At 66.6% G+C, this 18,956-nt stretch carries 18 protein-coding genes; 15 read left to right on the top strand and 3 right to left on the bottom strand.

Going from position 1 to position 18,956, the window contains the following annotated elements; translation table 11 throughout:
* Positions 1 to 24: 24 nt before the first annotated feature.
* The 3 genes from EVC45_RS34380 to EVC45_RS34370 all read left to right on the top strand — a co-directional run bounded on the left by EVC45_RS34380 (position 25) and on the right by EVC45_RS34370 (position 5,281).
* Positions 25 to 1,695 carry a 3-(methylthio)propionyl-CoA ligase gene (locus tag EVC45_RS34380; protein ID WP_129962606.1) on the top strand — a complete coding sequence of 557 codons (1,671 nt, stop codon included), beginning with the start codon at positions 25 to 27 and terminating at the stop codon, positions 1,693 to 1,695.
* A 169-nt stretch (positions 1,696 to 1,864) separates the two neighbouring features.
* Positions 1,865 to 3,955 (top strand): 3-hydroxyacyl-CoA dehydrogenase NAD-binding domain-containing protein, encoded by a 2,091-nt coding sequence (locus tag EVC45_RS34375; protein ID WP_129962605.1) that lies wholly within the window; start codon positions 1,865 to 1,867, stop codon positions 3,953 to 3,955.
* A 147-nt stretch (positions 3,956 to 4,102) separates the two neighbouring features.
* A complete protein-coding gene (locus EVC45_RS34370; RefSeq protein ID WP_129962604.1) occupies positions 4,103 to 5,281 on the top strand; it encodes an acetyl-CoA C-acyltransferase in 1,179 nt (392 codons plus the stop codon).
* A gap of 95 nt (positions 5,282 to 5,376) precedes the next feature.
* Here the strand turns inward: EVC45_RS34370 and EVC45_RS34365 are convergent, their stop codons facing one another.
* Positions 5,377 to 5,901 (bottom strand): LEA type 2 family protein, encoded by a 525-nt coding sequence (locus EVC45_RS34365; protein WP_129962603.1) that lies wholly within the window; start codon positions 5,899 to 5,901, stop codon positions 5,377 to 5,379.
* A gap of 236 nt (positions 5,902 to 6,137) precedes the next feature.
* Here EVC45_RS34365 and EVC45_RS34360 point away from each other — a divergent pair, with 236 nt between their 5' ends.
* The 4 genes from EVC45_RS34360 (at position 6,138) to EVC45_RS34345 (ending at position 9,694) form a co-directional block, all read left to right on the top strand.
* Positions 6,138 to 6,623, top strand: coding sequence for a PaaI family thioesterase (locus EVC45_RS34360; RefSeq protein WP_129962621.1), 486 nt, complete (start codon positions 6,138 to 6,140; stop codon positions 6,621 to 6,623).
* 83 nt (positions 6,624 to 6,706) lie between these two features.
* Complete coding sequence (locus EVC45_RS34355) at positions 6,707 to 7,705, top strand: NADP-dependent oxidoreductase (RefSeq protein ID WP_129962602.1); 999 nt, start codon at positions 6,707 to 6,709, stop codon at positions 7,703 to 7,705.
* A 52-nt stretch (positions 7,706 to 7,757) separates the two neighbouring features.
* Positions 7,758 to 8,639 (top strand): SDR family oxidoreductase, encoded by an 882-nt coding sequence (locus tag EVC45_RS34350; RefSeq protein ID WP_129962601.1) that lies wholly within the window; start codon positions 7,758 to 7,760, stop codon positions 8,637 to 8,639.
* A gap of 95 nt (positions 8,640 to 8,734) precedes the next feature.
* The gene (locus EVC45_RS34345) at positions 8,735 to 9,694 is read left to right on the top strand and encodes an alpha/beta hydrolase (RefSeq protein ID WP_129962600.1); all 960 of its coding nucleotides are present in this window, start codon (positions 8,735 to 8,737) and stop codon (positions 9,692 to 9,694) included.
* 76 nt (positions 9,695 to 9,770) lie between these two features.
* Here EVC45_RS34345 and EVC45_RS34340 read toward each other — a convergent pair whose 3' ends face one another.
* Positions 9,771 to 10,643: an NRDE family protein gene (locus tag EVC45_RS34340; RefSeq protein WP_129962599.1), complete on the bottom strand. Its 873-nt coding sequence runs from the start codon at positions 10,641 to 10,643 to the stop codon at positions 9,771 to 9,773.
* Positions 10,644 to 10,801: 158 nt separating this feature from the next.
* Positions 10,802 to 11,869, bottom strand: a complete 1,068-nt coding sequence (locus tag EVC45_RS34335; RefSeq protein ID WP_129962598.1) for a folate-binding protein YgfZ — start codon at positions 11,867 to 11,869, stop codon at positions 10,802 to 10,804.
* Between the two features lie 78 nt (positions 11,870 to 11,947).
* On the opposite strand from EVC45_RS34335, the gene mltG reads away from it, so the two are divergent.
* The 8 genes from mltG to EVC45_RS34295 all read left to right on the top strand — a co-directional run bounded on the left by mltG (position 11,948) and on the right by EVC45_RS34295 (position 18,942).
* Positions 11,948 to 12,958 (top strand): endolytic transglycosylase MltG, encoded by a 1,011-nt coding sequence (gene mltG / locus EVC45_RS34330; protein WP_129962597.1) that lies wholly within the window; start codon positions 11,948 to 11,950, stop codon positions 12,956 to 12,958.
* Positions 12,958 to 13,578: a dTMP kinase gene (gene tmk / locus EVC45_RS34325; protein WP_129962596.1), complete on the top strand. Its 621-nt coding sequence runs from the start codon at positions 12,958 to 12,960 to the stop codon at positions 13,576 to 13,578. Before mltG ends, tmk begins: the two co-directional genes overlap by 1 nt.
* 95 nt (positions 13,579 to 13,673) lie before the next feature.
* Complete coding sequence (locus EVC45_RS34320) at positions 13,674 to 14,717, top strand: DNA polymerase III subunit delta' (RefSeq protein ID WP_129962595.1); 1,044 nt, start codon at positions 13,674 to 13,676, stop codon at positions 14,715 to 14,717.
* A 49-nt stretch (positions 14,718 to 14,766) separates the two neighbouring features.
* The gene (locus EVC45_RS34315) at positions 14,767 to 15,282 is read left to right on the top strand and encodes a GNAT family N-acetyltransferase (RefSeq protein WP_129962594.1); all 516 of its coding nucleotides are present in this window, start codon (positions 14,767 to 14,769) and stop codon (positions 15,280 to 15,282) included.
* 107 nt (positions 15,283 to 15,389) lie between these two features.
* Entirely contained in the window at positions 15,390 to 16,196 is an 807-nt protein-coding gene (locus EVC45_RS34310; RefSeq protein ID WP_129962593.1) for a TatD family hydrolase, read from the top strand.
* A 52-nt stretch (positions 16,197 to 16,248) separates the two neighbouring features.
* Positions 16,249 to 16,980: an ankyrin repeat domain-containing protein gene (locus EVC45_RS34305; protein ID WP_129962592.1), complete on the top strand. Its 732-nt coding sequence runs from the start codon at positions 16,249 to 16,251 to the stop codon at positions 16,978 to 16,980.
* Between the two features lie 222 nt (positions 16,981 to 17,202).
* The gene (locus tag EVC45_RS34300; RefSeq protein ID WP_090804794.1) at positions 17,203 to 17,559 is read left to right on the top strand and encodes a Rap1a/Tai family immunity protein; all 357 of its coding nucleotides are present in this window, start codon (positions 17,203 to 17,205) and stop codon (positions 17,557 to 17,559) included.
* A 159-nt stretch (positions 17,560 to 17,718) separates the two neighbouring features.
* Positions 17,719 to 18,942 carry a mechanosensitive ion channel family protein gene (locus EVC45_RS34295; protein ID WP_129962591.1) on the top strand — a complete coding sequence of 408 codons (1,224 nt, stop codon included), beginning with the start codon at positions 17,719 to 17,721 and terminating at the stop codon, positions 18,940 to 18,942.
* Positions 18,943 to 18,956 lie beyond the last annotated feature (14 nt).

The raw sequence follows: 18,956 nt of genomic DNA, 5'->3' as shown, positions 1-18,956 counted from the left end.
AACAAGCCGAGGAGACCCCGCCTTATGACGACGCCGCTGCTGGGCCAGATGATGGACGTGCCGCTCACCGTGTCATCGCTGCTCGCGCATGCCGCGCGGCATTTCGGCAGCACCGAGATCGTGTCGCGGCGCATCGAAGGCGACCTGCATCGCTATACCTACCGCGATTGTGAGAAGCGTGCGAAACAGCTCGCACAGGCGCTGATCGCGCTCGGCGTCGAACCGGGCGAGCGGGTCGCGACGCTGGCGTGGAACGGCTACCGGCATCTCGAAGCGTATTACGGCACCACCGGCTTCGGCGCCGTGTGCCACACGATCAACCCGCGGCTTTTCCCCGACCAGATCGCCTACATCGTCAATCACGCCGACGACGCGTACGTGCTGTTCGACACGACGTTCGCCGCGCTGGTCGACACCCTCGCGCCGCAGTGCCCGCGCGTGCGCGGCTGGATCGCGCTGTGCGATGAAGCGCATCGGCCGCCGATGCAGACCTCGGTGCTTTGCTACGAAACGCTGATGGACGGGCAGGACGGCCGCTTCGACTGGCCCGCGCTCGACGAGCGCCAGGCGTCGTATCTCTGCTACACGTCGGGCACCACCGGCAACCCGAAAGGCGCGCTGTATACGCATCGCTCGACGGTGCTGCACGCGTTCGGCGCGGCGTTGCCCGACGCGATGAGCCTGTCGGCGCGCGACTCGGCGCTGCCCGTCGTGCCGATGTTTCATGTCAACGCATGGGGCCTCGCGCATGCGGCGCCGCTGACCGGCGCGAAGCTGGTGTTCCCCGGCAAGGACCTCGACGGCAAGTCGCTGTACGAACTGATAGAAAGCGAACGCGTCACGTGCTCGGCGGGCGTGCCGACCGTGTGGCTCGGACTGCTGAACTACCTGCGCGAGACGGGCGCGAAGTTTTCGTCGCTCGAACGCACGGTGATCGGCGGTTCCGCCTGTCCGCCGGCGATGCTGCGAATCATCGAGGACGATTACGGCGTGCAGGTGATCCATGCATGGGGCATGACAGAGATGTCGCCGCTCGGCACGCTGTCGAAGCTGAACTGGGAGCAGAGTCAGCGGCCGCTTGCCGATCGGCGCAAGCTGCTCGAAAAGCAGGGCCATGTGATCTTCGGCGTCGACATGAAGATCGTCGGCGACGATGGCCGCGAACTGCCGTGGGATGGCGTCGCGTTCGGCGAATTGCACGTGCGCGGACCGTGGGTCATCGACCGGTATTTCCGCAAGGAAGAGTCGCCGCTCGTCGACGGCTGGTTCCCGACCGGCGACGTCGCGACGATCGACCCCGACAGTTTCCTGCACATCACCGACCGCTCGAAAGACGTGATCAAGTCGGGCGGCGAATGGATCAGTTCGATCGACGTCGAGAACGTCGCGATCGCTCATCCGGCGGTCGCGGAGGCCGCGTGCATCGCGTGCGCGCACCCGAAATGGACCGAGCGGCCTTTGCTCGTCGTCGTCAAGCGCACGGGACACGACGTCACGCGCGACGAACTGCTCGCGTTCTACGACGGCAAGGTCGCGAAGTGGTGGATTCCCGACGACGTCGTGTTCGTCGACGAACTGCCGCACACGGCGACCGGCAAGCTGCAGAAGCTGAAGCTGCGCGACCAGTTCCGCGACCACGTGTTGCCGTCCGCGCTCGAAGACAGCCGCAACTGTCCGCTGACACCCGAGGCCTAGGGCAAACCCTGCTCGATAATAAATTGAACGTTCGTTCTTTTTAAGTGTATTCTGCCTGCTGACCCCGGAACCGTCGTTTGAAAAAGCCTGACAATAAGCAGGCTCGACGGACCGGACAGGCGGCGCATCAGGCGCCGCCTCATTGCATGGATCGCACGGAGGCACGCAGATGGCAGTGGACTACACAACTCATGACGGCGTGGCCGTCCTCACGCTGAACAATCCGCCCGTCAACGGGCTCGGGCTGTCGACGCGAGCGGGTATCGTCGAAGGGCTCGAGCGCGCGCAGAACGATCCGGCCGTCAAGGCCATCGTGCTGACGGGCGCAGGCAAGGCCTTTTCGGGCGGCGCCGACATCACCGAATTCAATACGCCGAAGGCGACCCAGGAGCCGACGCTCGCGACCGTCATCAAGGCGGTCGAAGGCAGCGCGAAGCCGGTCGTCGCGGCGATCCACAGCGTCGCGATGGGCGGCGGCCTCGAGCTGGCGCTCGGCGCGCATTACCGCGTCGCCGCGGCCGGCGCGCAGATCGCGCTGCCCGAAGTGAAGCTCGGCATCCTGCCGGGCGCGGGCGGCACGCAGCGTCTGCCGCGCGCCATCGGTCTCGAAGCGTCGCTGAACATGATCGTGTCGGGCGCGCCGGTGCTTTCCGAAATGCTCGCCGACTCGGGGCTGTTCGACCAGCTGGTCGCGAGTCCCGCCGAACTGGCCGAAGCCGCGCTCGCATTCGCGCGCAAGGTCGGAGCGCAATCAGGCGCGCATCCGAAGGTGCGCGAGCGCAAGATCGAACATCCGAACGCGGCCGGTTTCATCCAGTTCGCGCGCAATAGCGTCGCGGCCATCGCGAAGGATTATCCGGCGCCGCATAAATGCATCGACGCGGTGGAAGCCGGTGTGAAGGACGGCTTCGACAAGGGACTCGCCTTCGAACGCGAATGCTTCATCGCGCTCGTGCAGACGCCGGAGAGCCGCGCGCTGCGTCACGCGTTCTTCGGCGAGCGGGCGGCGAGCAAGATTCCCGACGTGCCGTCCGATACACCCGTGCGCGGAATCAATCAGGTAGCCGTGATCGGCGCCGGCACGATGGGCGGCGGTATCGCAATGAATTTCCTCAACGCGGGCATTCCGGTCACGCTGCTCGAAACGAAGCAGGAAGCGCTCGACCGTGGTGTCGCGACGATCCGCAAGAACTACGAGGCGACCGTCAAGAAAGGCAAGCTGAAGCCCGAGGTGATGGAACAGCGCCTCGCGCTGCTGAGCCCGACGCTGTCCTACGACGACCTGAAGCACGCCGACATGATCGTCGAAGCCGTGTTCGAAGAGCTCGGCGTGAAGGAGCAGGTGTTCCGCCAGCTCGACGAAGTCGCGAAGCCCGGCGCGATCCTCGCGTCGAACACGTCGACGCTCGACGTCGACAAGATCGCCGCGTTCACGAAGCGTCCGCAGGATGTGGTCGGCATGCATTTCTTCAGCCCGGCCAACGTGATGAAGCTGCTCGAAGTCGTGCGTGGCAAGGAGACCTCGAAAGACGTGCTCGCCACCGTGATGAAGCTCGCGAAGAAGATCAAGAAGACCGCGGTGGTATCGGGCGTGTGTGACGGTTTCATCGGCAACCGCATGATCGAACAGTACGTCCGTCAGGCGCTTTTCATGCTCGAAGAAGGCGCATTGCCCGCGCAGGTCGACAAGGCGATCGAGAAGTTCGGCTTCGCGATGGGTCCGTTCCGCATGAGCGACCTCGCCGGCAACGACATCGGCTGGGCGATCCGCAAGCGTCGTTATCTCGAACGCCCGGACATGCACTATTCGAAGATCGCCGACCGTCTGTGCGAGATGGGCCGCTTCGGTCAGAAGACCGGCGGCGGCTGGTACGACTACAAGGCGGGCGATCGCACCGCGTATCCGTCGGGCGTGGTCAACGAAATGATCGGCGAGTACTCGAAGGAAACCAACGCCGAGCGCCGCAAGATCAGCGACGAGGAAATCGTCGAGCGTCTGGTGTTCGCGCTCGTCAACGAAGGCGCGAAGATTCTCGAGGAAGGCATCGCGTCGAAGGCGTCGGATATCGACATGGTCTATCTGACCGGCTATGGCTTCCCGCTCTATCGCGGCGGCCCGATGCTGTACGCGGACACGGTCGGGCTCTACAACGTCGAGCGTGCGATCCGCCGCTATGCGGCGCGGGCGAACGGTGACGCGTGGCAGCTCGCGCCGAGCATCGCGAAGCTGGCGGCCGTTGGGCGCGGCTTCAACGGCTGAGCACGGCTGGGTTCAGCGCACGGACTGAGCGGTGCGGGTTGCTCTCGCATCGCTCGCATCAAACGACAGAGGCGGTGCGGCGACGCGCTCTTGGGCGCGCGGCAATGAGCCGGCGCGCCGCCCTCGACATTGCATCTGGAGACACGCATGACTGACGCCGTAATCGTATCCACCGCCCGCACGGGCCTCGCCAAATCGTGGCGCGGCGGTTTCAACATGACGCACGGCGCGACGCTCGGCGGCCACGTGACGCAGGCCGCGGTCGAGCGCGCGAAGCTCGATCCGGCGCGCGTCGAAGACGTGATCATGGGTTGCGCGAATCCGGAAGGCGCGACCGGCGGCAATATCGCGCGGCAGATCGCGTTGCGCGCGGGCCTGCCGGTCAGCGTGCCGGGCATGACCGTGAACCGTTTCTGCTCGTCGGGATTGCAGACGATCGCGCTCGCGTCGCAACGCGTGATCGCCGGTGAGGGTGACGTGTACGTCGCGGGTGGCGTCGAGTCGATCTCGTGCGTGCAGAACGAGATGAACCGCCACATGATGACCGACGGCTGGCTCGTCGAGCACAAGCCGGAAATTTACTGGTCGATGCTGCAGACCGCAGAGAACGTCGCGAAGCGCTACTCGATCTCGAAGGAACGTCAGGACGAATACGGCGCACGCTCGCAGCAGCGCGCGGCGGCCGCGCTCGAAGCCGGCAGGTTCAAGGACGAGATCGTGCCGTTGACGGTGCTCGCCGGCGTCGCCGACAAGGCCACCGGCCGTCTTTATACGAAGGAAGTGACCGTCAGCGGCGACGAAGGCATTCGCGCCGACACGACGCTCGAAGGCGTGTCGAAGATTCGCACCGCGCTGCCGGGCGGCGTGATCACCGCGGGCAATGCGAGCCAGTTTTCGGACGGCGCATCGGCTTGCGTCGTGATGAACGCGACGCTGGCCGAACGCGAAGGGCTGCAGCCGCTCGGCATCTTCCGCGGCTTCGCGGTGGCTGGCTGCGAGCCGGACGAAATGGGCATCGGCCCGGTGTTCGCGGCGCCGAAGCTATTGAAGAAGGCCGGCCTCAAGGTCGAGGACATCGGCCTGTGGGAGTTGAACGAAGCGTTCGCGGTGCAGGTGCTCTATTGCGCGGACAAGCTCGGCATCCCGCACGACCGCCTGAACGTGAACGGCGGCGCGATCGCGGTGGGCCATCCGTATGGCGTGTCGGGTGCGCGGCTCGTCGGCCATGCGCTGATCGAAGGCAAGCGGCGCGGCGTGAAGTTCGTCGTCGTGACGATGTGCATCGGCGGCGGCCAGGGCGCGGCGGGTCTGTTCGAGATCGCGTGAGTCAGATGCGAACGCGCCTGAAGTAGCGGGCGCCGCGGGTTCGTGAGTGGCAACGGCGGACCGGCGGCGCCTGTTTTTGTCCGCCGCGCTCGTGCCTACTGCGACGCCATGCCCGGCAGCGTCAACGTGCCCTGATCGGTAAAGCGTGTCGTGCCGGTCAGGCCGGCCGCCAGCTTGCCTTGCAGCCGGTACGGGACCTGGCCCGACTGCGCGGCGCCCATCAGCCCGAGCGCCTGGCGAACCGCGGCGAACGCGGGCACGGTCAACGGCACGCTGACGACGGTCTCGCCGAAGCGCGGCACGGTGCCGCTCTGGTCGCTGACGCCGCTAGCAAACGGCTTGCCGTTCAGTTCGAGATCGAGCGAGACACCGTTGAAGCTCACGTCGCTGTTGTTCGGATTCTGCACGCGCAGCTTCAGATTGAAGCGCATCTCGAGGCCTTCGCCGGCCAGCGGCTCGATGCCGGCGACGCTGACGCGCAGCGCATCGTTGCCGAAGCCCGCGCAACCATCGAGCGCCGCGGCGGCGAGCACGCCGCAGAACGCAAGCAGGAACAGCCGCGACAGGGCCGAGCGGCGAGCGAACAGCAGCGCAAGGCGGAACGACGCAAACGAGGACATGGCCGGTACCTCGCAAGAAGATGGCAAGAAGGCAAAAACGGGCGGGCTTCGTTCTGCATTCTAGCGGGCGAACCTGCCGGTGGTGGCAGATTGAACCAGCCCGCACGCGGGTCGGAGATAAAATGCATCGCTTCGATGGACTGCGCCTGCGCGACCGGCCCTGAGCCGGGCGCCGGCAGGATGCACAACGCATGAGCCGCATCAACACGCACTTCGTACGCACGCCGACTACCGCCATGACCGACCCAACCCCTTGCGCCACCACAGGCAACCCTTCGTTGCCGGAAAGCCCCTTCGTCGACCGTCTCGGCGCACAACTGCTGTCCGCCGCCGACGGCGTCAGCGAAGTCTTGTTGCCGTTGCAGCATGAACATATGAACACCTGGGACGTCGCGCACGGCGGCGTCACGATGACGCTCGCCGACGTCGCCCTCGCGATGGCCGCGCGCAGTCTCGCCGGCGACGGCGTCGGCGTCGTCACCGTCGAGATGAAGGTCAACTTCATGCAGCCGGGCCGCGGCGAGTTGCGCGCAACCGGCCGCGTGCTGCATCGCTCGACGACAATGGCCTATTGCGAAGGCGAGATCCGCGACAGCGAAGGCCACTTCGTCGCCAAAGCGCTCGGTACCTTCAAGTACATGCGCCGCCTCGCGGTGGGTCGCGACGTCACGCGACAGCGTCTGCGCAGCGACCCGGCGGCGAAGCCCGGTCCGAGCGACTGAACCCCCGTCGCAGCCAACCATTGCACATCAAACCTGGATCCGCCCGGATGCAGGTACGCCGAACAACCCAAGGAGACGACGTCATGGCCCAGATCAATCGCCAGTTGCTGCTGGTTTCGCGCCCCCAAGGCGAGGCCACGCCCGATAACTTCAAGCTCGTCGAAACGCCGCTCGCGCCGCTCGCCGACGGCGAAGTACGGGTGCGCAATCATTACCTGTCGCTCGATCCATACATGCGCGGCCGCATGAACGACAGCAAGTCGTACGCGGCGCCGCAGCCGCTGAACGAAGTGATGATCGGTGGCACGGTCGGCGAGGTCGTCGAAACACGCAATCCGAAGTTCGCGGTCGGCGACAAGGTCGTCGCGATGTTCGGCTGGCAGGAGTACGGCACCTCGAACGGCGCGGGCATGCAGAAGGTCGACGACACGCACGTGCCGCTGTCGGCGTATCTCGGCCCGGTCGGCATGCCGGGCGTCACCGCGTGGTACGGACTGAACCGCATCATCGCGCCGAAGGCGGGCGAGACGGTGGTCGTCAGCGCGGCGAGCGGCGCGGTGGGCAGCGTGGTCGGCCAGCTCGCGAAGGCGGCGGGCGCGCGTGCGGTCGGCATCGCGGGCGGCGCCGAAAAGTGCCGCTATGTGGTCGAAACGCTCGGCTTCGACGCCTGCGTCGACTACAAGGCCGGCAATCTGTACAAGGACCTGAAGGCCGTCACGCCCGACGGTGTCGACGGCTGCTTCGAGAACGTCGGCGGCGAAGGGCTCGACGCGACGCTCGCGCGCATGAACGCATTCGGGCGCATCGCGCTGTGCGGCTTCATCGCGGGCTACGACGGCCAGCCGCTGCCGCTCAAGCATCCGTCGCTGATGCTGACGCAGCGGCTGCTCGTGCAGGGCTTCATCGTCAGCGAACATATGGACGTGTGGCCCGAGGCGCTCAAGCAACTCGGCACGCTCGTCGCGCAGAAGAAGCTGCAATATCGCGAGTCGGTCGCGCAAGGGATCGAGGCCGCGCCCGATGCGTTCATCGGCTTGCTGAAGGGCCGCAACTTCGGCAAGCAACTGGTCAAGCTGATCTGAGCACGACGTCGTCATGCAACGGCAAGCCGCCACTCAACCAGGGAGTCACAGGATGTTCGAATTCGCAGGCAAGGTGGCGGTGATCACCGGCGCGGGCAGCGGCTTCGGCCGCGCGTTCGCGCACAAGGGCGCGGCGCTCGGCATGAAGCTCGTGCTCGCCGATGTCGACGCCGGCCAGCTCGCGCAAACCGTCGACGGATTGCGCGAGGCCGGCGCCGAGGCGATCGGTGTGCCGACCGACGTCTCGCATGCGGAGCAGGTCGAGGCGCTCGCGCAGGCGGCGCTCGCCGCGTACGGCCGGGTGCACCTTCTGTTCAACAACGCGGGCGTCGGCACCGGCGGCTTCCTGTGGGAAAGCTCGGCCAACGACTGGTCGTGGGTGTTCGGCGTCAACGTGATGGGCGTCGCGCACGGCGTGCGCGTGTTCGCGCCGATCATGCTTGCGCAGAAGGAACCTGCGCATATCGTCAACACGGCGTCGGTGGCGGGGCTGCTGGCGCCGCCGGCGATGGGCATCTACAACGCGTCGAAGCATGCGGTGGTGGCGCTGACCGAGACGCTCTATCACGACCTGAAGCTCGCGCAGGCTGGTACGGCCGGCGAAGTCGGCTGTTCGCTGCTGTGTCCCGCGTTCGTGCCGACCGGCATCGCCGATGCCGAGCGCGCGCGTCCCGACGAGTTGCGCAACGCGAGCCGGCCGACGCGCTCGCAGATCGCTGCGGGCAAGCAGTTGCAGCGCGCGGTGCAGTCGGGCAAGCTGAGCGCCGACGACGTCGCCGACATCGCGTTCGAGGCGATCGCCGCGCGGCGTTTCTATATCATCACGCATCCGGGCATCATGGCGACCGTGAAGCTGCGCCACGAGGATATCGAGCAGTTGCGCGAGCCGTCCGATCCGATGTCGCTGAAGCCCGAGGTGAAAGACGCGCAGTAGCGGCGTGGCTGCATGATCGGTACGCCGGCTCCTGTCCAACCTTTGGCGCCACTCCGTGCCACCCGATGCGCGAAGCGCACCACGTAACCGAAACCATGCCGCTGAATCCCACCATCGAGCAGGTGCTCGACATGATCGCGCGGGCCAAACGCCCGCAGTATCACCAGATGAGCGCGCAAGCGGCGCGCGCGTCGTACGAGAAAAGCGCGCCGATCCTCGAGATCCCGAGCGCGCCGATGTTCTCCGTCGAGGACCTGCGCGTGCCGACGCGCGACGGCGCGACGATCCGCGCGCGCCTGTACTTCCCGGTCGAGCCGAACTGGGCCGAGCCGCTGCCGGCGTTCGTGTACTACCACGGCGGCGGCTTCACGGTCGGCAGCGTCGATACGCACGATGCGCTGTGCCGGATGTTCGCGCGCGACGGCCGCTGCGCGGTGCTGTCGGTCGATTACCGGCTCGCGCCCGAGCACAAGTTTCCGACCGCGCTCGACGATGCGTTCGACGCGCTCGGCTGGCTGCACGCGCATGCGGCCGAATTCGGCATCGACGGCACCCGGCTCGCGGTGGGCGGCGATAGCGCGGGCGGCACGCTCGCGACGGTCTGTGCGGTGCTCGCGCGCGACGCCGGCATCGCGCTCGCGCTGCAATTGCTGATCTATCCGGGCACGACCGGCCATCAGCAGACCGACTCGCACTCGCGCCTCGCCGACGGCTTCCTGCTGTCGGGCGACACGATCCAGTGGTTCTTCGAACAGTACCTGCGTGAGCCCGGCGATCGCGACGACTGGCGTTTCGCGCCGCTCGACGGCGCGCGTGGCGCGCCGGATTTTCGCGGCGTCGCACCCGCGTGGGTTGCGACCGCCGAATACGATCCGCTCAGCGACGAGGGCGATGCGTATGCGCAGAAACTGCGCGCGCTCGGCAATCCGGTCACGCTCGAACGCTACGCCGGCATGATCCACGAATTCTTCAAGATGGGCGGCTTCGTGCCCGAAGTCGCGCACGCGCATACGGATGCCGCTGCGGCATTGCGCGCGGCGTTCGGCATCGGGTGAGGGCGGTCGTCGCGAAGTGGTGGACGGCCGGCGGCGAATGCGCCGGCCGGACGGTGATCAAACGGTAATCAAACGATCACGCGACGCTCATGCGGTCGCGCTCGACGTTGAACGCGAAGCTGCGCTCGAAATCGCCGGGTCGCACGATCCGGTGCGAGCCGTTGTCGTCGCTGCGCTCGGCGACGGCGACGCCGATCACGTCGCCGTAGGCGGCGACGCGCAGCGCGGTGGTGCTGCGCGTGCCATAGCCGCTGTCCGGCGATTCGATGAACGCCGCCGATAGGGCGCGTTCGCGTTCGAGCGGAATACCGGTCGACGGCAATTCGTCGTCGCGCGCGAGCCGCGGATCGCGCATCAGATCGATCAGGCGTTCGAGCGGCGGCATCGGGTCGCGTGCGAGCAGCGTGCCGAGTTCGCCGCGCTTTCTGACCAGCTTCGGCCACGCGGTGTCGAGCACCGCGTTCGAAATGCCGTGCGTGCCCGGCGCGAGCAGCGCGGGGCCACTGTTTGTATCGACAGCGCCGCGATTGCAGTACCACGCGAGTTCGCGCCGGGTCCAGTCGCCGACCAGCAGGTTGAAGCCATTGTAGATATCGCCGGTTTGCGCGACGTGCTGCAGATACGCGAGCGGTGTTTCGTGCGGATGGCCGTCGGCGTCGCGCGCGGCGCTCGTGAGCCAGTCGCTGACGAGCGTGCCGCGGGTCGGCGCATCGGCGCGCATTTCGCCGGGCGCGCGGTAGTTCGTCAACGCGGCGAAGCGGCCGTCGCGCGACAACCCGAGCCACGTGCCGCCGCCTACGAGGTCACGGCCTGCCAGCACGTTCGGCGCGTCGCGCCACCAGCCGAGCGGCTCGGCCGTGCGGCGGAAGAACTCGTCGCGGTTAGCGGCGAGCGTGAACAGCGGACCATCGACCGCATCAGGTCGCCAGTCGAAAACGATCAGGCACATCGGGGAGCATCTCCCGTTCAGAGCATGGGGCGGCCGGCTGATGCAGGAACGGCAGGCAGCAGGTCAGGCAGCTAGAGAAGGCGGCAAAAATCAGCCGAGAATAAAGCAGCCAATAAAAAACGGCGCCCGATTGCGCCGCTTTTTGTCATGTCCGACTATCAGATCTCGGCCGGCAACCCATAAGGCAGCGTCAGGAATCGCAGCGCGGGACCGTCGGCCGCCCCGAGATGCACGCTGCCGGCCTCGAGCGCCGTGAGCTTGATCTCGACCAGCAGATCGACGCCGCCGCCTTGTGCCGATGCCGCGTTGACGATCATGCCGCACGGCTGGCCCGGGTCGTCCGAGTGGAACAGCTCGGTGCCGGGGCGGACCGTGTCCAGCTCGCCGGCGACGTTGGCGAGCGACGTGCGCCGCTTGATCGTGCCGCGATACTGGCTGCGCGCGACCACTTCCTGACCAGGATAGCAGCCCTTGCGGAAGTTGACCGCGCCGAGCACGTCGAAGTTGACCATTTGCGGCACGAACTGCTCGACGACCGGCTGGGTGATGCGCGCTTCGCCCGCGCGGATGTCGAGCCAGTCCCACACCGCCGGCGACACGCGCTTCAACCTGGCGTCGAGCGACGCCAGCAGCGCATCGACCTGCGCCTTCGGCCCGATCCACAGATAGCGCAGCCGCTCCAACGCGTCCGGCACGCGGATCAGCGTGCCCGCCGTGCCGTCGACCTGCACGTGCACGCCGTCCGGCAGCGCGTCGAACACGCCGGATAGCGCGCGGCGCACGTCGCCCGCGAGGCCGACCACCGCGAGCTCGCCGCTCGCGTCCACGAGCTTCGCCTTCGCGCGCAGCACGAACATCGACAGACGTTTTTGCACCGCGGCCTGCACGTCTTTCGACACCAGCAGGCGGATCGTGTCGCCGCTGCGCCAGCTGAGGAACGAGGCGAGCAGCCGGCCCTTGGCCGAGCAGTAGCCGGTGAGGCGCGCGTTCGCGGCGTCGAGATGCTGGACGTCATTGGTCAACTGGGCGTGCAGGAAGCTCGCCGCGTCGTCGCCGGTCACGTCGATCACGCCGAACTGCGGCAGCGGCATGTAGGCGCCATGCTCGAGCACGGCGGCGAATTCTTCGGCCGACGGGCGCGGCAGGATGGGCAGGGCGGCGGGCGCCGCCACGGCGGGAGCGAGACCGGAAGCGTTACCTGGGGCGTTCACGAGCGGTGTGTTCATGGATTCCGGGAACAGTCAATTCTGACTTTGGCTAAGGCAAACAGTTATTATATTCAGTCCAACCCTGTCACGTTTCGCATGACCCTTTTCAAGAAATGTTTCGCCGCCGGCGCGCTCGTCGTTGTGCTGGCCGCGGCAGCCATCGCCGCTGGATACTACTGGGCCACCCGCCCGCTCGAATTGACCCCGGCGCAACTCGACGTCACCGTCAAACCGCACAGCAGCCTGCGCAGCGTCGCGCTGCAGCTCAATCGCGGCGGCGTGCCGGTCGAGCCCGAGCTGTTCATCGCGATGACGCGGCTGCTCGGGCTGCAAAGCGATCTGAAGTCCGGCAATTACGAGTTCAAGACCGGCATCACACCCTACGAGGTACTGCAGAAAATCGCGCGCGGCGACGTCAACGAATATGTCGCGACGGTGATCGAAGGCTGGACCTTCAAGCATATGCGCGCCGAACTCGACGCGAATCCCGCGCTGAAGCACGACACGCTCGGCATGAGCGACGCGGATCTGATGAGCGCGATCGGCGCGCCCGAGGCGTCGATCGGCAACGGCGAAGGGCTGTTCTTCCCCGATACCTATCTGTTCGACAAGGGCACGAGCGATCTCGACATCTATCGCCGCTCGTACCGTCTGATGCGTGTGCGGCTCGACGAAGCGTGGCTCGCACGCGCGCCGAACCTGCCGTACAAGTCCCCGTACGACGCGCTGACGATGGCGTCGATCATCGAAAAGGAAACCGGCAAGGCGTCGGACCGAGCACTCGTCGCCGCCGTGTTCGCCAACCGTCTGCGCGCGGGCATGCCGCTGCAGACCGACCCGACGGTCATCTACGGGATGGGCGACAGCTACGCCGGCCACATCAGGAAGAAAGACCTGCAGACCGACACTCCTTACAATACCTACACCCGGATGGGCCTGCCGCCGACGCCGATCTCGCTGCCGAGCGTCGCGTCGCTGCAGGCGGCGATGAACCCGGCGCAAAGCAGCGCGCTGTACTTCGTGTCGCGCGGCGACGGCAGCAGCATCTTTTCTGACACCCTCGGCGAACACAACAAGGCCGTGGACAAATACATTCGAGGGCAATGATGGCGCGCGGCAAATTCATTACGTTTGAAGGCATCGACGGCGCGGGCAAGACCACCCATCTGGGCTGGTTCCGCGAACGGCTCCAGGCGAAGCTCGCGGCGAGCGGCCGCTCGGTCGTGATGACGCGCGAGCCGGGCGGCACCCCGCTCGGCGAGCAGATCCGCGAGATCGTGCTGCATCAGAACATGGACCTCGAAACCGAGGCGCTGTTGATGTTCGCGCTGCGCCGTCAGCATCTGGCCGAGGTGATCGAGCCGGCGCTCGCCCGCGGCGACTGGGTGTTGTCCGACCGGTTCACCGACGCCACTTTCGCCTATCAGGGCGGCGGCCGCGGCTTGCCGCGCGACAAGCTGGAAACGCTCGAGCGCTGGGTGCAGGGCGGTTTCCAGCCCGATTTGACCGTGCTGTTCGACCTGCCGCCCGCGATCGCCAACGAGCGGCGCAGCGCGGCGCGCGACCCGGATCGTTTCGAGAGCGAGTCGGCGGCGTTTTTCGAGCGCACGCGCGCCGAATACATGCGCCGCGCGGAAGAAGCGCCGTATCGATTCGCTATCATCGACTCTTCGCAGAGCATCGTGCGAATTCAGAAGCAACTCGAAGAGTTGATTGCAAGTCTTTGATTCCAAGGCGATATAACTAAATCTTATAGTGGCGCGCGAAGTTCGTTCAACACCTGAATTAACGCGTACAACCAATTGATCCAAAAAGACAAACGATGATCTATCCGTGGCAAGCCGATGACTGGAACCGCCTGCAGCAGCTGCGCGGCCACTGGCCGCACGCGTTGTTGCTGCACGGCCAGGCGGGTATCGGCAAGCTGCGCTTCGCGCAGCACCTCGCGCAGGGGCTGCTGTGCGAGGCGCCGCAGCCGAACGGCGAGCCGTGCGGCGCATGCGTGGCCTGCAACTGGTTCGTGCAGGGCAATCATCCCGACTACCGGATCGTGGTGCCGGAGGCGCTCGCCGCCGAAGCCGGTCTCGCGAACGCCGCGAGCGGTGCCGACGACAAGACCGAAAAAGCCGATGGCGACGAAGGCAAGAAGACCCGCACGCCGAGCAAAGAGATCAAGATCGAACAGATCCGCGGCCTGCTCGATTTCGTCGGCGTCGGTTCCCATCGCGGCGGCGCGCGCGTGGTCGTGCTGTATCCGGCCGAGGCGCTCAACGTCGCGGCCGCCAACGCGTTGCTGAAGACGCTCGAAGAGCCGCCCGCGGGCGTCGTGTTCCTGATGGTGTCGGCGCGCATCGACCGTTTGCTGCCGACCATCATCAGCCGCTGCCGTCAGTGGCCGATCAGCGTGCCCGCGCCGGACACCGCTGCGCGCTGGCTCGCCGCGCAAGGCGTCGCCGACGCCCCCGCGCTGCTCGCCGAAGCGGGCGGCGCGCCGCTCGCCGCGCTCGCGCTCGCCAGCGACGAGAACCGTCCGCTGCGCGACTGGACGCTCAAGCAGCTCGCGGCCGGCGCCGAGTGCGACGCATTCGCGTGCGGTGAAGCGCTGCAGAAGCTGCCGGTGCCGCTCGTGCTCGGCTGGCTGCAGCGCTGGATGTACGATCTGCTCGCGCTGCGCACCGCCGGCGCGCCGCGCTATTTTCCGCAGGCGTCGGCCGCGCTCACGCGCTGCGCGGCGCAGGCCGACGCCAACGCGTTTGCGCGTTTTCTGCGCACCGTCACGCGCCAGCGCGCCGTCGAGAACCATCCGCTGAACGCGCGGCTCGTGTTCGAAGAACTGTTTATCGGCTATCGCGCGCTGTTCGCGTGAGCCTGCTGTCAGGAAGCCTTTCGTCTTTTCTCATTCAAGCCAACCCACCATGAGCCTTTCCTACCGCGACGCCACGCTCGACGATCTGCCCGCGATCGTCGCCATCTACAATTCGACCGTCCCGTCGCGCCAGGTCACCGCGGACCTCGAGCCAGTCAGCGTCGAGAGCAGGCAGGCGTGGTTCGATGCGCACGGCCCGCAGAAGCGGCCGCTGTGGGTCGTCGAGGATCCGAAGCAGCCGGGCCGTATCATTGCGTGGCTCAGCTTTTCCGATTTCTACGGCCGGCCGGCCTATCAGCGCACCGCCGAAGTCAGCATCTATCTCGACGAAAGCGCGCGCGGTCAGGGCCTCGGCAAACAACTGTTGGCCGCGTCGCTCGACGCGGCCCCCGGTCTCGGCATCGACACGGTGCTCGGCTTCGTGTTCGGTCACAATGAAGCGAGCGTGCGGCTGTTCCGCGGCTTCGGCTTCGACACGTGGGGTACGTTGCCGCGCGTCGCGGTGCTGGACGGCGTCGAGCGCGATCTGGTGATTCTTGGCAAGCGCCTTGCGCATGCCGGTTGAGCAAGCTGTGTAAGCGCGCTGAGCTGTCCGAGCCGTCCGAAGCTGTTCCCGGCGGCCCCGGCCACGCAATCGCCTGGCCGCCGCCCATTTTTTCGCAGGACCTGACCATGTTTGTCGATTCGCACTGCCATATCAACTTCGAAGGACTCGCGGACCGTCTGCCGCAAGTGCTCGAAAACATGCGCAGCCATTCGGTCTCGCACGCGCTGTGCGTGTCGGTGGATCTCGAAACGCTGCCGTCGGTGCTGGACATCGCCAGCCGGCATGACAACGTGTACGCGTCGGTCGGCGTGCATCCCGATCACGAGCACATGCGCGAGCCGAGCGTGGCCGAGCTGGTCGAACTGGCGGAACACCCGAAGGTCGTCGCGATCGGCGAGACGGGGCTCGACTACTACCGGCTCGAAGGCCGCTCGATCGCCGACATGGAGTGGCAGCGCGAGCGCTTTCGCACCCACATCCGCGCCGCGCATGCGACCAACAAGCCGCTGATCATCCACACGCGCTCGTCTGCGGAAGATACGTTGCGCATCATGGCCGAGGAACGCGCGGGCGTGCCGGGCGGCGTGATGCATTGCTTCACCGAACCGTGGGCCATCGCCGAGCAGGCGCTCGCGCAGAATTTTTACATTTCGCTGTCGGGGATCGTCACGTTCAAGAGCGCGACCGACGTGCAGGACGTCGCGCGCCGCGTGCCGCTCGAGCGTTTGCTGATCGAAACCGACTCGCCGTATCTCGCGCCGGTGCCGTATCGTGGCAAACCGAATGAACCTGCGTACGTCAGTTATGTCGGACGCTTCATCGCGCAGCAACGCGAGATGCCGGACGAGGCGCTGGCCGCCGCAACCACGCAAAACTTCTTCAGGCTGTTCGGAATCGCCGCGCCGGCCGTCGCCGCGCCGGCCGGAGTCTGAACTACAAAGCCGAGTAACATCAAAGGGATAGGAAGATTTCCTAAAGTACCATATGAAAAACATTTCGACGTCGTCCGCTGATTTTCAACCGCTGTCCGCCGGGCCGGCCGCCCGGGCTCTCGCGCCGGCGCGCCGTCTCGCGTGCGCCGCCGCGCTCGCGTGCGCGGCGCTGGTCGCGGTGCCCGCGCATGCGGCACCGATCGACACGCTGATCAAGGGGGTCAAGTTCGACGACGTCGACGGCGTCAACAAGCTGCTCGCGAAGGGCATGGACCCGAACAGCGTCGACAATCAGGGCATGCCGCTGCTCGTGATCGCCGCTCGCGAGAAATCCGACAAGGTCGGCGCCGCATTGCTCGCGAATCCGAAGACCGATATCGAGATTCAGGACAAGGCCGGCGAGAACGCGATGATGATGGCGGCGCTGGTCGGCGACCTGAACTTCGTGAATCTGCTGATCGCGAAGGACGCCGAGGTCAACAAGAAGGGTTGGGCGCCGCTGCACTACGCGGCCGCGAACGGCCACGACGACATCGTCAAGGTGCTGCTCGACCACTCGGCCTACGTCGATGCGGGCTCGCCGAACGGCACCACGCCGCTGATGATGGCCGCGCGCGGCGGCCACGTGTCGACCGTCAAGCTGCTTCTGGACAACGGCGCGGACCTGTCGGTGAAGAACCAGATCGGCATGACCGCGCTCGATTTCGCGAAGACCTACAAGGAGCCGGACGTCGTCGAAGGGCTCACGGCGCGCATGCAGCAGACGCAGCAGCAGAAGCAGTAACGCTGTGCGCAGGCGGCGCACCGTGCCCGCGAGGCGTCCGGCGCTCGCCAAGGCCGTGCCGCTCTGCAGCCCGTTTTGCAGCCGTTTTGTCCGCCCCGTGCGGCAGCGAGCCTGCTGTCAGCGCGTAAAACAGTGCAGAATGACGACTTCGGCGCGCCGCGTGGCGCGCCGTCCGGACGCGGCAGAAAGACCGCGTGATAAACAACCCTGGAAAGGAACACCATGCTGCGGGCTTTGATTTTCGCCGGCGCGCTTGCCTTGCCGCTTTCGGCAGCCGCGTTTACGGGAGGCGACCTCAACAAGCTGTGCACCAAGACTGATGTGGCTTCGCGTAGTGCCTGCGCGGCCTATATCGAAGGCGCGGCCGACGGCATCTTCAACACCATCGACGCGATCGGCGGCACCACGGGTCCGCGCGTCGGCCAGTACTTCTGCCTGCCGCCGGATGCGCGCTCGGCGCAGTTGACCGATGCGGTGCGCAAGTACATCGCCGAGAACCCGAACGCCGCGGGCTACAACGCGAGCACCGCGATTTCGCTGGGACTCGGCAAAGCGTTTCCCTGCAAGAGCGGCGGCTGAGCGATTACCGCCGGGCATCGAAGAACCCGTTGTAACGCCCAGGCGCCATCGCGCGCGCCGGGTGACGAGCTTATCGCTCCGCTTGGGGGCGAGGCTCCCGGATGTCAGTAGTCCCGCAGGCGCGCCGCCGCTCATCGAGCCCGGAGGAAGATGCCCGTTATGCCTACTATCGACGACTTCTACCGCGTGGCCGCCGCGCCGCTGCATACGTGGCTCGGCGCGTTGATCGTGACGCTCATCGTGACGATCGTGGCGATCGGCATTCACCGCTTCGGCGCGCGGATCGTCATGCGTCTCGCGCGGCCGCACGCGGTGACGAGCGTCGTGCTGCGCTACATCGACAAGCCCTCGCTGTTCGCCCTCGTGATCCTCGTGTTCGCGTGGGTCTGGTCCGAGGCGCCCGATACCCTCAACTTGATCGAACCGGTGCGCGACGTCACCGGCATCGCACTGATCGCCGCGCTGACGTGGCTGTCGGTGCGCTCGGCCGCGGCGATCGGCGAAGCGATCATCCGCGCCCATCCGCTCGACGCCGCCGATAACCTGCAGGCGCGCCGCATCCATACGCAGGCGCGCGTGCTCGCGCGCTCGGTGATGATCGTGATCGTAATCATCGGTGTCGGCGGCGCGCTGATGACCTTGCCCAATGTGCGGCAGATCGGCGCGAGCCTGCTGGCGTCGGCTGGTGTCGCCGGTCTGATTGCCGGTATCGCGGCGCGGCCGGTGCTCGGCAACCTGATCGCGGGTTTGCAGATCGCGCTGTCGCAACCGATCCGCCTCGACGACGTCGTCGTGATCCAGAACGAGTGGGGGCGCATCGAGGAAATCACCGGCACTTACGTGTCGGTGCGGTTGTGGGACCAGCGTCGGCTGATCGTGCCGCTGCAATGGTTCATCGAGAATCCGTTTCTGAACTGGACGCGCAGCAGCTCGCAGATCATCGGCACGGTGTTTCTGTTCGTCGATTACCGGATGCCGCTCGCGCCGCTGCGCGAGGAGCTCGCGCGCATCGTCGAGAACGCGCCGGAGTGGGACCGTCGCGTGCAGGTGCTGCAGGTGACGGACTGCACCGAGCGCGCGATGCAGTTGCGCGCGCTCGTCAGCGCGCCGGATTCCGGCCTCGCGTGGGACTTGCGCTGCCGCGTGCGCGAAGGGCTGCTCGATTTCGTTCATAAGCATTACCCGGAATACCTGCCGCGGGCGCGTGCCGAGGTGTCGGCGGAACTGGAGACCAGCGGCGCCGGTCCGGCCGACTGGCTGCCGCGCAGCCGGCAGGCGCCTGCCGGCAGCACCGCCGCGCATACCGAAGCCGATCCGGTGGCGAGCCGCCTTGGCCGCACGGGAGCGGCCGAGGTCGCGCAGAAGACGAAAGAGCAGGCTTAGCTGCGGATGGCGTA

This window comes from Paraburkholderia sp. UYCP14C, assembly GCF_004197395.1.
Lineage (GTDB): Bacteria > Pseudomonadota > Gammaproteobacteria > Burkholderiales > Burkholderiaceae > Paraburkholderia.
This window is presented reverse-complemented; position numbering and strand designations above follow the sequence as displayed.